This is a genomic window from Roseovarius sp. (assembly GCF_027019125.1).
Classification (GTDB): domain Bacteria; phylum Pseudomonadota; class Alphaproteobacteria; order Rhodobacterales; family Rhodobacteraceae; genus Roseovarius.
Genome location: NZ_JALUXE010000008.1, coordinates 30,587 through 43,279, shown reverse-complemented (window position 1 = coordinate 43,279; position 12,693 = coordinate 30,587). Strand labels below are relative to the sequence as shown.

Genomic DNA, 12,693 nt, shown 5'->3' with positions numbered 1-12,693 from the left:
TTTGGGTTTTCGTAAATGCCCCAGCCCATATGCCGCAATGCAGCGAATTGACAGCGCAACCTTCTTGCCTATACCCTGCGTCGAAACGAAACAAAATTGCGCACCCTGATTCACGAGGCCCCGTATGTCGCAGCCGCAGAAAGACAAGCCTTGGTTGATCCGCACCTATGCGGGCCATTCCACCGCCGCGAAATCCAACGCGCTTTACCGCGCCAATCTCGCCAAGGGGCAAACCGGCCTCAGCGTGGCCTTCGACCTGCCCACGCAGACCGGCTATGACAGCGACCATATCCTCAGCAGGGGCGAGGTGGGCAAGGTGGGCGTGCCCATCTGCCATCTGGGCGACATGCGGACGCTCTTCGACCAGATCCCGCTCGACCAGATGAACACCTCGATGACCATCAACGCCACTGCCCCGTGGCTCCTGGCGCTCTATATCGCCGTGGCCGAGGAACAGGGCGCCGATGTGACCGCCCTGCAAGGCACGGTGCAGAACGACCTCATCAAGGAATATCTCAGCCGGGGCACCTATATCTGCCCGCCCGCGCCCAGCCTCAAGATGATCGGTGACGTGGCCGAATACTGCTACACGAATGTCCCCAAATGGAACCCGATGAACGTCTGTTCCTACCATCTGCAAGAGGCGGGCGCCACGCCCGAGCAGGAACTGGCCTTTGCCCTTGCCACGGCCATCGCCGTGCTTGATGAGTTGCGCCCGCGCGTGCCCGCCGCCGATTTCCCGGCGCTCGCCTCGCGGATTTCCTTCTTCGTCAACGCGGGCATCCGGTTCGTCACCGAAATGTGCAAGATGCGCGCCTTCGTCGATCTCTGGGATGAAATCCTCGAACAGCGTTACGGCATCCAGGACGCCAAGTACCGCCGCTTCCGCTACGGCGTGCAGGTCAATTCGCTGGGCCTCACCGAACAGCAGCCGGAAAACAACGTCTACCGCATCCTGATCGAGATGCTGGCAGTCACCCTCTCGAAACGCGCCCGCGCCCGCGCGGTGCAGCTTCCGGCCTGGAACGAGGCGTTGGGCCTGCCGCGCCCCTGGGACCAGCAATGGTCGATGCGGATGCAACAGATCCTCGCCTATGAAACCGACCTCCTGGAATTCGACGACCTCTTCGATGGCAACCCCGCCGTCGATGCCAAGGTCGAGGCGCTCAAGGACGGCGCGCGGCACGAACTGGCCAATCTCGATTCCATGGGCGGCGCGGTGTCCGCCATTGCCTACATGAAATCCCGCCTCGTCGAGTCGAACGCCGACCGCCTTGGCCGGATCGAGCGCAACGACACCATCGTCGTCGGCGTCAACCGCTGGCAGGAAGGAGAGCCCTCGCCCTTGCAGACCGAGGATGGCGGCATCATGACCGTTGACCCCGCGGTCGAGGCCGAACAGATCGCCCGCCTCAAGGACTGGCGCGCCGCCCGCGACGAGGCCGCCGTCAAATCCACCCTTGCCGCCCTGCGCGCCGCCGCCGCCGAGGGGCGCAACGTGATGGAGCCCTCCATCGCCTGCGCCCGCGCCGGTGTCACCACCGGCGAATGGGCCGCGCAAATGCGCGCCGTCTTTGGCGAATATCGCGGGCCCACGGGCGTATCCGCCAGCCCCTCGAACCGGACCGAAGGCCTGGATCACATCCGCGATGCCGTCAACGCGGTCTCGGACCGGCTTGGCCGCCGGCTCAAGTTCCTTGTGGGCAAGCCCGGTCTTGACGGCCATTCCAACGGGGCCGAACAGATCGCCTGCCGCGCCCGCGATTGCGGCATGGACATCGGATACGAGGGCATCCGCCTCACCCCGGAACAGATCGTCAATGCCGCACTCGAAGATCGCGCCCATGTCGTCGGCCTCTCGATCCTCTCGGGCAGCCATATGCCGCTGGTCGAGGATCTGATGGGCCGGATGCGTGCCGCGGGCCTTGGCGATGTGCCGGTGATCGTCGGCGGCATCATCCCCGAGGATGACGCCCGCCGCCTGCGCGAAATGGGCGTGGCGCGTGTCTATACCCCCAAGGATTTCGAGCTCAACACCATCATGATGGATATCGTCACCCTCGTTGATCCTCAGGCGGTCGCGGCGGAATGACCGCCGCCTTGGAGATCCGCCCGATTGTGCCCGATGATCGCCCCGCCTGGGGCGATCTCTGGCGGGCGTATCTCGATTTCTACGAAACCACCCTGCCAGAGGCGGTTTATGACACCACCTTTGGCCGGTTGCTCTCGCCCGATCACCCGGATCAGAACGGGCTGATCGCCCTCCTTGATGGCCGCGCCGTGGGTCTGGTGCATTACATCTATCACGCCCATAACTGGCGGGTGGAACAGGTCTGCTATCTTCAGGATCTCTACGCCGCCCCCGAGGCACGCGGCATGGGTATTGGCCGCGCCCTGATCGAGGCGGTCTATGCCCGCGCCGATGCCGATGGGTGCCCAGCGGTCTATTGGATGACGCAAGAGTTCAACACAACCGCGCGCCAACTTTACGATCGCATCGCCACAGTGACCCCGTTCATCAAATATAGCCGTTAGAGCGGCTTGCGCCCCATCGAAGGCACACCCGCCCCGTAACCTTTGGGTGGCGTCGCACGGGGCTTCTCGCCTATGCTCGCATGACGTGCCTTTCGTTTCATTCCCATAGGCCGCCATGACAGACCCGGCTAAATACCGCCGCCAGATCGAAATCCTCCGACACGCGGATGCCACATCCGTGGCAGAGATTCTCACGCGTCACACCATCGTCGCCGGGGCGGCACTCCTTTTGTGGATCAGCACGGGGCAGACCCTCATGCTGATCTGGGGCTTTGGCTATATCCTGTTCAACGGGATCTATATCCTCGTGTTGCGCGCGCCCGCCTTGCCCAAGGGGCGCGGGGCCTATGCCGCGCTCTTTCTCGCCAGCATGATCATTTCCATCTGGTATGCCGGGATGAATGTCTATCTCACGACCCTCGACAGCCGGGCCTATGAATTCATCGGCATTGCCGGGCTGATCGGCCTTGGCCTCTACAATCTCAGCCGGCACACCGATCTGACCTATCTGGCCATGTGGGACACGCTCCTGATCACATTCTGCGTCATCGGCGTCGTCATGGCCTTTGTGACCAAGACCGAAACCCAGAGCCACCAGATCGCCATCGTCTTTGCCGGGTTCGGCATCAATGCCTATTACATGATGACCTATCTCTCGATGATGCGCACCCGCGCCACCCTGCGCAGCGCCCAAGAGGCCGAGGTGCAATCGCAAAAGATGCGCGCGGTCGGTCAACTGACCAGTGGCATCGCCCATGACTTCAACAATATCCTGACCGTGATCCGCGGCAATCTCGATCTGGCCTCGGAATTGCCCGATCCGGCCGAGCGTGAAACCATGCTGGATGAGGCCCGCACCGGATGCGACCGCGCCGCCCATCTTGTGCGACAACTGCTGGCCTTTTCGCGCAAATCCCAGATGATGCGCAGCGACATCGCCCTTGCGCCATTTCTCGAGGCTTTTGCCCTCTCGCTGCGCCGCCTGTTGCCTGAATCGGTGCGCGTCGTTCTCTCGGGGACCTTGCCCGATCTCAGCCTGCGCGCAGACCGTCAGTTGCTGGAAACGGCGCTCTTGAATTGCGCCATCAACGCCCGCGACGCCATGCACCCCGAGGGGGGTATTCTGCGGCTCTCGGCTCTGGCCAATCCCGGCGCGCGCGAGGTGGCCATCCTGATCGAGGATACCGGACCCGGCGTGCCCCCCGCCATGATCGACCGCATTACAGAACCTTTCTTTACCACCAAGCCGGTGGGCGAAGGCTCGGGCCTTGGCCTCTCGATGGTCAAGGGCTTTGCCGAGCAGTCGGGCGGCCGGCTCGAACTGCGCAACCGGCCCTCTCGCGGGTTGCAAGTGGCGCTCATCCTGCCGCTGGTCTGAGGCGGGGCCATGCCCCCGCAGATACCCGCCCCGGACCTGATCCGGGGCCCCTCTCGATACCGTTTGGCACGAGGCCCCTCAGACGCCGCGCGACCTTACAAAATCCCCTTGCAAACCTTACGAACCTTACACGCGAGGATCGCCAAATTCAAAAGGGCTGTCCCACATGGGAACAGCCCTCTAGAAGTCGCGGAGGTGGGCCGGTTAGGCGCACCAATTCAGGTCGTTTTCGCCCAAGGGCTGCCTCAGGCGATCCCCTCCCGAACTGTTCCGACACCTCGCTCCAATCCCTCTATAGACACTGGACCACCTCCTTTCGCTTGTTGAACTTATCCACAGGTTGCCACAGATTTTGCACTTGTCAAAACAAAATCATGTGGTGCGTGCAAAAATTCTCGCATCATGCTGATTTATTCAGCCTGCAACACCGCAACACACTGGCGCGGCAAATCGGCCATGGTCAACTCGCGCTTGGGCTTGGGCTTGGGCGCATTGGGATCGGGCGGTGGCGGGTTCAGGATATTGCGCACCCACTCTTGCGCCTCGGCACAGCCATCCCCCGGCGGCACCGCATCTTGCGGCGCGCAACCCGTTGCTCCGCTTGGACAATTCAGCCTGACATGGAAATGGTAATGATGCCCATACCACGGCCGAACCTTGCGCAACCACTCCCGATCACCGCCCTGTTCATCCTTGCACATCTGCACCTTGGCCCCAGGAAAAATGAAAATCCGGGCTGTGCGCGGGTCCTTGGCTGCGGCCTTTACGATCTCGTGATGGGCACGGGTCCATTGGCTGTTGGTATAGGCGCCATTCGCCCTCTGCATTGAAATAGAAGAGATATTTTCCCTCTGCGTCGCACTCAGATTGAGATTGTCCGCCGGTCTCAGCCAGATATCGGCATCCAATCCCATCTGGTGACTGGCATGGCCCGTCAGCATCGGGCCGCCGCGCGGCTGGCTTATATCCCCGACATAGAGCCCGCTCCAGCCCGGTTGCTGCGCCGCGACGCGCGACAATTTCTGAACCAGATCAATGGTTTCCGGGTGCCCCCAATTGCGATTGCGGCTCAGGCGCATGGCCTGCCATGTGGGTCCGCTCTCGGGCAGGGCAACCGCCCCTGCGAGGCACCCCTTGGCATAGCTGCCATAAGCCGCCGGGCTATGCTCGGACGCGCCGCGCTGCGCACCGAAAAGTTGTTTGGCATGAACACCTTGCATCGACGCCGGGATGCTCTGGCTGGACAAAACGCCCGTCTCCTGAGGCTCCGGTTTGGACTGCATGCAACCCGCAAGCCCGAGCAAAAGCGCACCTATGACGACGACCCGACCCATGTTTCCCTGTCCCCTTCCGCTTTCACCCAGCGTAGCAGAACAAGGCCGATACCAAAAAGCAAAATCACGGGCGAAACCCCGATGCGCGCCGACCCGCTCAGCGTGGTCACAAGGCCGATGAGCGCCGGTGCCATGAACGCCGTCGCGCGCCCGGACAACCCATAAAGTCCAAAGTTTTCAGTGGGTAAGGCAGGGTCTGTGTGCCGCACCATCAGCGACCGGCTGGCCGCTTGCAACACCCCGCCAAAGCCACCGATCAGCACGCCACAGCCGAAAAATATCATATCCGGGAGCGTGGACCCCTCTGCCAGCGGCAGCCCGAAGATCTGGCTCCGGTCCATCCCCACAACGATCACGCAGACCCCGATCAGCGCCCAGATCGCCAGTTTGATCACCGGCTTGGGGCCGAACCGCTTATCCGCCTTGCCGCCAATCCAGCTGAACACCGCCCCGGCAATCGCCCCGATGATCCCGAAAATGCCCACAGAGGTGATCGACCAGTTCAACACGAGGATCGCGTAGGTGCCGCCAAAACCATAGAGCCCGTTGAGAGCATCGCGGTAGAACATCGACGAGCCGAGATAGGTGCTCAGGCTCAGCCTGTGACGCAAGCTCTTGATTGTCTTGAGCAATGTTCCAAGCGCCTTGGCCACACCTCCACCCGGCCCCCGTGGCCCCGTATCCCGCACCCAGAGAAAATAGGGCACCATGAACACCACGAACCAGAGCGCCGTGAACGGCCCCACGGCCCGGGTCCCCTCGCGCTGCGTGGCATCGAGCCCGAGGATCGGATCAAGCCCGATCAGGGTCTTGCCGCTCGATTGCTCGACCAAGAGCGCCAGCACGATCATCAGCGACAGGACGCCCCCCAGATAGCCAAAGGCAAAGCCCGATCCGGAAATGTCGCCCACCTCCTCTGGCATCCCAAGAGAGGGCAATTGCGAATTGATGAAAATCAGCGCGTATTCCGCCCCGATAAAGCCGAACCCAAAGGCGAGCAGCCCCCACCAAAGGTTCGAGCCATCCGGCAACATGCCCCAGATCGCCGTGGCACCGGCCACGTAAATCATTGAAAAAACAATAATCCACGGCAGCCGCCGCCCGGTGGTATCGGCAAAGGCCCCCATGATCGGTGCCCCCAACCCGATGATCAGCCCCGTCACCGTCAGACACCAAGACCACATCGCCTGCGCCTGCGCATCCGCCGCCTCTTCGATCAGGCCGCTGCCCATGAAATGCTCGGACGCGACCGAGGCGAAATAGGGCCCAAAGACAAAGGTCACAAGCAGCGTGTGATAGGGCTGACTGGCCCAATCAAAGAAGTACCAGCCCCAGATCCGCTTGCGCTGCGATATGCCTGCCATGCCCCAACCCCTTTTGTTTAAAGGGATATGACAACCCTTGCGGGCTCTGCGCAAGCTATTCCTGCGTGTCCTGCATGGGCGGCCACGGACGTGTGGCATCCGCCGCGATCCAGGCTGCGGCCCAGTCCGGCAGATCGGGCGCGCGCATGTCCTGCCCCATTTCGGCAACGGCACGGTCCGGCGCGATGATCCCTCCGCGCCCCGTAATCGCCGCGCGGAGCAGGATGTGGTTGGCGCATTCGCCCGATGCTTTCCACATGGATTGCTCGACATAGACGAACTTTTCATCCCAGGACAGCAGGCGAGACCGCATTTCGATCCGCTCGAACATGGTGATCCGGCGGCGATAACGCACGCTCGCCCCGGCAATCGCCAAACCCCAACGATTGCGCTTGAGCGCGCCGATCAACCCCACTCGCCCCGCCAGTGGTATCCGACCCAGATCAAAGATCGTCAGCGTCCGCCCATTGTTCAGCTCGCGCCACAGGTCGATGTCCCAGGGCATGCAGATGTGGTGCGACACATGCGTCCCCGTCAGCGGCAGGCGCGGGGATTTGCGGTGCAGGTGGAATTGCCACATCAGGCGCAGAACGGGATACATGCTCGGTCTCCTTTGCAGGCGGCTTGGCATCCGCGTCGGGGCGCGTCAACCGCGACCGCGCGTCAGACTTGCGCTTTGCCGCGCGCTTGCATAGGTCATAGGCGGCAGACCCAGAGGACATTCGCCCATGCAATCGCTTTTCCAGATCCTGATGCTCATTCTCGACATCCTGTGGTTCTTCATCATCGCGCATGTCATCATGTCCTGGCTGATCAATTTCCAGGTACTGAACCTGCGCCAGCAATTCGTGGCACAGGTGTGGTATGGCCTGAACCGCCTGCTAGAGCCGATGTACAGCCGTGTGCGCCGCATCCTTCCGCCCATGTCCGGGATTGATCTGGCCCCGCTGGTGGTGCTCGTCGCGGTTTATGCGCTGCGAATCGTGCTGATCAACAACGCTGCGGCGTTTTACTGATTTCCAGGGCTTGTTCACCTAATCTTAGTATGAAAAACCTCTTGTAAGAGCAGATATAGTCAAATCTTACAGGGGTCTCATGCCAAGCGCCGCCACGCTTTTGCGCGATGTGTTCGGATTCGATGCCTTTCGTCCCGGGCAGGAAGAGATCATTCACACCGTCGCCACCGGCTGTAACACTCTGGCCATCATGCCCACCGGGGGCGGCAAATCCCTTTGCTTTCAGATCCCCGCGCTGATGCGCGAGGGTGTGACCGTGGTCATATCCCCGCTCATCGCCCTGATGCGCGATCAGGTCCGCGCGCTCAGGGCGGCGGGGGTCGAGGCGGGCGCGCTCACCTCTGGCAATACCGAGGAAGAGACCGCCGAGGTTTGGCAGGCCCTCGAAGCAGGCCGCTTGCGCCTTCTCTATATCGCGCCCGAACGGCTGGCGGCGGGATCATCGCTTGGCATGTTGCGCCGCATTGGTGTGGGTCTCATCGCCGTGGACGAGGCCCATTGCGTCAGCCAATGGGGCCATGATTTCCGCCCCGATTACCTGCGTATCGGCGAGCTGAGGCGCGCGCTCAACGTGCCGCTTGCCGCCTTTACCGCCACCGCCGATGCCGAAACCCGCGACGAGATCGTCGACAAGCTCTTTGACGGGCAGCCGCCGCAGACCTTCCTGCAAGGTTTTGACCGGCCCAATATCCACATGGCCTTTGCCGCCAAGGACAATCCGCGCGCACAGATCATGGAGTTTGCCGCCGCCCGCAAGGGACAGTCGGGCATCGTCTATTGCGGCACCCGCGCCAAGACCGAAACCCTCGCGCGTGCCCTCGTGGACGCGGGGCATTCCGCCTGCGCCTATCATGGCGGGATGGAGCCCGAGGCGCGGCGCATCGTCGAAGGGCGGTTCAGCAGCGAGGACGGGCTGATCGTTGTCGCCACCGTCGCCTTTGGCATGGGCGTGGACAAGCCCGATATCCGCTGGGTCGCGCATGCCGACCTGCCCAAATCCATCGAGGGCTATTATCAGGAGATCGGCCGCGCCGGGCGCGATGGTGCCCCTGCCGAAACGCTCACGCTCTTTGGTCCCGACGACATCCGCCTGCGCCGCACCCAGATCGACGAGGGGATGGCCCCGCCTGACCGACGCATGGCCGATCATGGGCGGCTCAACGCGCTTCTGGGTCTGGCCGAGGCATTGGAATGTCGCCGCGCCACGCTTCTGCGCTATTTCGGCGAGACGGCCGCGCCTTGTGGCAATTGCGACCTCTGCGATACCCCACCCGAGACCTTTGACGGCACGGAGGCGGTGCGCAAGGCGCTATCGGCGATCCTGCGCACCGGCGAAAGCTTTGGCTCTGGCCATCTGATCGACATTCTGACCGGCACCGCGACCGACAAGGTGCGTCAACGCGGGCATGAGGCGCTGCCCACCTTTGGCGTCGGGCGTGACATGGACAAACGCGGCTGGCAGGGCGTGTTTCGTCAGATGATGGGGCGTGACCTGATACGGCCCGACCGCGAGCGGCATGGCGCGCTGGTGATGACCGAAACCGCCCGCCCGATCCTGCGTGGTGAAGAGAGCGTGACCCTGCGCCGCGATACGATCGACCATACCCCCCGGCCCGCCGTGCGTGCGCTTGTGTCTGACGAGGATGCGCCGCTTCTCTCGGCGCTCAAGGCCAAGCGCCGCGCGCTGGCAGAGGCGGCGGGCGTTCCGGCCTATATCGTCTTCAACGACCGAACCCTGATCGAAATGGCTGAAACCCGGCCTGAAACGCTGGACCAGATGGCCCGGATCAGCGGCGTCGGTGCCAAGAAGCTGGAGCGCTATGGCGCAGAGTTTCTCGAAGTGATCACCGGAGCAAGCGCGACCGTGCATCCGACCCGCCGCAAGCTGGCAGGCAGCACCGCAGGCGAAGTTTACGACCGGTTGATGCAGGTGCAGGCCGACCTGAGCCGGGGCGAGACAGGCATCGAGCGTCCGCTCAGTTGCTCTGCCGCACTTCTTGCCAAGGTGGCCAGCCAGAGACCCCGCACCGCGCAAGAGATGCAGCGCCTCCTGGGCGAGAAATACGCCGACCGTTTTGGCGCCGCCTTTCTGGACGTTCTGCACGCCGCGTCCTAGATCACAGACTGCGTTGCCAAAAGGATCAATACATGCTTGTCGTCGTCTCCCCAGCCAAGAAACTCGACATGAGCCCGGTCGAGGGGATCACGCCCACCCGCCCCGCCTTTGCCCAGGATGCCGAGGATCTGGCGCAGGTTGCGCAGGGGTTGAACGTGGGCGAGTTGCAAAAGCTGATGCATATCAGCGAAAACCTCGCGCGCCTCAACGCCGACCGCTTTGCCGAGTTTGGCCAGATGGAGGAGAAGCCCGCCGCTCTGGCCTTTGCCGGTGACACGTATCAGGGGCTTGAGGCGGGATCACTGGACCCGGACGAACTGTCTTGGGCGCAGGATCATTTCCGCATTCTGTCCGGGCTTTACGGGCTTTTGCGCCCCCTTGATGCGATCCAGCCCTACCGTCTTGAGATGGGCAGCCGGCTGAAGACCGCGCGCGGCAAAACGCTCTATGACTATTGGGGCGCGCAGATCTCAGAGGCACTGAATGCGCAGGCAGAAACGCTGGGGACCGACACGCTGATCAATTGCGCCAGTCAGGAATATTTCGGCGCGGTTGACCGCGAGGCGCTGCGCCTGCGGGTGGTCACACCGGTGTTCATGGAGGAAAAGGCGGGCACGCCAAAGATCGTCAGCTTTTACGCCAAGCGGGCGCGAGGCGCGATGGCACGCTTCATCATCCAGAACCGCCTGACGGATTCCGACGCCATTCTGGATTTTGACAGCGGCGGCTATCGCCATGAGGCCAGCCTGTCGAAACCCGATCAGCCAGTGTTCCTGCGCGATCATCCGACCGCCTGAACCGGGCGGGCCACGCCGTCGGGCGCACGTGCGCCGCTGGGACAGGCCGCGCGGATGTGGCCAAGGATCATCTCCTTGCGCAGCGGCTTGGTCAGGTAATGATCAAGACCCGCCGCCATGATATCCGTGTCATCCCCGGTCATCGCATGGGCGGTCATTGCCACGATGGGAACGTGGCCACCGCTTTGCGCCTCGAGCGCGCGAATGGCGCGCGTGGCCTCTTTGCCGTCCATCTTGGGCATCGAAATATCCATGAAAATCACGTCTGGCGCCAGAGCGCGAAAGAGGTCAACCGCCTCGCAACCATTCTCGGCAAAGCTCAGCTCGATGTCCAACCCCTTGACCATGTTGGAAAATACCAGCCGATTGGTGCGGTTATCCTCAGCCGCCAGCACCCGCATCGCGCGGTCGGGCGCGGTGACAGGGGGCATCACGGCGGCCAGGGCAGCAAAGAGATCCTGCCGCGCCACAGGCTTTTGCAGCACCGCCTGCACATGGACGCGCGCCGGATCCTGTTCGGCATAGCCGGTGTTGGGACTGAGCAGCAGAAAGGGCATGTCCTGCCCACTCTCGCGCAGCGCCTCTGCCAACTCCAACCCATCCATCCCGACCATGTTGTGATCGCTCACCACCAGATCAAACCCCGCGCCCACCTGCGCCAAGGCCTCTGCCGCGCTCTGGCAAGAGACCGCCGTGACCCCCAACTGGTCCAATTGCCGTTCCAGAATGGCGCGGCTGGCTGCCTGCGGCTCGACGATCAGGGCCCTGCACGGGCCGTTGATCAGGTTGGGCACGTCGACCTCGGCAATCTCTGCCAGTGGCAAAGAAACCGAAAATCCAAAGATCGACCCTTTGCCCTGCTCGGACTCGACCCAGATCTTGCCACCCATCATCCGGATCAGCTTTTGCGAAATGGCAAGGCCAAGGCCCGTTCCCTCGAACTTGCGATTGCGTTCATCGTCGACCTGATTGAACTCGCCAAAGATGTGGTCGATCTTGTCCGGCGGAATCCCGATCCCGGTATCCTCAACCGTGACATGAATGCTCGCCCGCCCCTCGGCATCGGGATGCAGGCCCGTCACGCGCACCAGAACATGACCCGTTTCGGTGAATTTCACCGCATTGCCCAGAAGGTTGGTCATGATCTGGCGGATACGCCCCGGATCGCCCACAAAGCGCGTCGGCAGGAAGAGATCGTAATCGACCAGGATATCCAGCCCCTTGTCGCGGGCATTGACCTGCATCAGCGTCACAAGCTCGTGGATGCAGCGTTCCAGATCAAAGGGTTCGGCGTGCAGAACCAGCTTTTCGGCCTCGATCTTGGAGTAGTCCAGCACATCGTTGATGATCACCAGGAGCGCTTCGCCAGAGTTCTTGATGGTCGAGGTAAAGAGCCGCTGTTCTTCGGTCAGCTCGGTTTCCATCAAGAGCTCTGCCATGCCGACCACCCCATTCATCGGCGTGCGGATTTCATGGCTCATATTGGCGAGAAAGGATGATTTCGCCCGGTTCGCCGCCTCTGCCCTACGGCGGGCTTCCTTCAGCTCTTTTTCATAGCGGATCGTGTCGGTAATGTTGAGCGCGAGGCTAACGACATCGCCCCCATGGCCGCGTTGATCAATCAGCTTGATATACTGGCCATTCCAGAGGCGGATCACCTCTGGTTCAGGTTGCGTCCCCTGCCAACGGTCCAGCATTCTCTCGCGCCATTCATGCGGCTTGAGCGCCCCGATGTTGACGATCCCCTCTTCGGTGATGAATTGCAGGATCTCGACATAGCTGACACCGGGCTTGACCGCCTCCAACCCGTCAAAGACCGCGAGATAGGCATTGTTGGCGGCAATCATCCGGCTATCGGCGTCGAAAAAGGCGAAACCGTCCTGAATGGTCTCGATCGAATGCCAGAGGCGGCGCTCGGCAATCTCGACCTTTTGATAGGCGACGTTCAGATCGGATTTAACACGCTGGTTCTCGTCTCGGACGGTTTGAACCTCTGCCCGTGTTTCGTGAATCTCGTGCGAGAGGGCCAAGGCATGCTTGCCCAGCTTGCGATTGGCGGCCTGTAATTCGGCCTGTTTCTGTTCCAATAGCCGCTCTGCGGCCAGTCTGGCGCGCCGTTCTTCTGCCAGTTTGTTCGCAAGGCTCATGCCCGT

General features: G+C 62.2%; 9 protein-coding genes and 1 pseudogene. 6 read left to right on the top strand and 4 right to left on the bottom strand.

Annotated elements, in window-relative coordinates; translation table 11 throughout:
* Window positions 1-121 precede the first annotated feature (121 nt).
* The 3 genes and pseudogenes from MVC20_RS04335 to MVC20_RS04325 all read left to right on the top strand — a co-directional run.
* A pseudogene (locus tag MVC20_RS04335) lies at window positions 122-2,092 on the top strand (protein meaA); the annotation flags it as partial.
* The gene (locus tag MVC20_RS04330; protein ID WP_297538798.1) at window positions 2,089-2,535 is read left to right on the top strand and encodes a GNAT family N-acetyltransferase; all 447 of its coding nucleotides are present in this window, start codon (window positions 2,089-2,091) and stop codon (window positions 2,533-2,535) included. The pseudogene MVC20_RS04335 and the gene MVC20_RS04330, both read left to right, overlap by 4 nt.
* A 115-nt stretch (window positions 2,536-2,650) precedes the next feature.
* On the top strand, window positions 2,651-3,913 hold the full coding sequence (locus MVC20_RS04325) for an ATP-binding protein (protein ID WP_297538796.1): 1,263 nt from the start codon (window positions 2,651-2,653) through the stop codon (window positions 3,911-3,913).
* Window positions 3,914-4,323: 410 nt separating this feature from the next.
* Here the strand turns inward: MVC20_RS04325 and mepA are convergent, their stop codons facing one another.
* From mepA to MVC20_RS04310, 3 genes are read right to left on the bottom strand one after another with little or no spacing between them, the layout of a single operon-like run.
* Entirely contained in the window at window positions 4,324-5,247 is a 924-nt protein-coding gene (mepA, locus tag MVC20_RS04320) for a penicillin-insensitive murein endopeptidase (protein ID WP_297538794.1), read from the bottom strand.
* Window positions 5,226-6,611 (bottom strand): MFS transporter, encoded by a 1,386-nt coding sequence (locus tag MVC20_RS04315; protein WP_297538792.1) that lies wholly within the window; start codon window positions 6,609-6,611, stop codon window positions 5,226-5,228. The genes mepA and MVC20_RS04315 overlap by 22 nt, the downstream gene beginning before the upstream one ends.
* A gap of 55 nt (window positions 6,612-6,666) precedes the next feature.
* Complete coding sequence (locus MVC20_RS04310) at window positions 6,667-7,212, bottom strand: acyl-CoA thioesterase (RefSeq protein WP_297538789.1); 546 nt, start codon at window positions 7,210-7,212, stop codon at window positions 6,667-6,669.
* A 127-nt stretch (window positions 7,213-7,339) separates the two neighbouring features.
* On the opposite strand from MVC20_RS04310, the gene MVC20_RS04305 reads away from it, so the two are divergent.
* The 3 genes from MVC20_RS04305 (at window position 7,340) to yaaA (ending at window position 10,540) form a co-directional block, all read left to right on the top strand.
* Entirely contained in the window at window positions 7,340-7,627 is a 288-nt protein-coding gene (locus MVC20_RS04305) for a YggT family protein (protein WP_297538786.1), read from the top strand.
* A 79-nt stretch (window positions 7,628-7,706) separates the two neighbouring features.
* Window positions 7,707-9,743: a DNA helicase RecQ gene (gene recQ / locus MVC20_RS04300; RefSeq protein ID WP_297538784.1), complete on the top strand. Its 2,037-nt coding sequence runs from the start codon at window positions 7,707-7,709 to the stop codon at window positions 9,741-9,743.
* A 32-nt stretch (window positions 9,744-9,775) separates the two neighbouring features.
* Window positions 9,776-10,540 carry a peroxide stress protein YaaA gene (gene yaaA, locus MVC20_RS04295; protein ID WP_297538782.1) on the top strand — a complete coding sequence of 255 codons (765 nt, stop codon included), beginning with the start codon at window positions 9,776-9,778 and terminating at the stop codon, window positions 10,538-10,540.
* Here the strand turns inward: yaaA and MVC20_RS04290 are convergent.
* The gene (locus MVC20_RS04290; RefSeq protein WP_297538781.1) at window positions 10,525-12,687 is read right to left on the bottom strand and encodes a response regulator; all 2,163 of its coding nucleotides are present in this window, start codon (window positions 12,685-12,687) and stop codon (window positions 10,525-10,527) included. The two genes, yaaA and MVC20_RS04290, sit on opposite strands and share 16 nt — an antisense overlap.
* Between the last annotated feature and the right edge of the window lie 6 nt (window positions 12,688-12,693).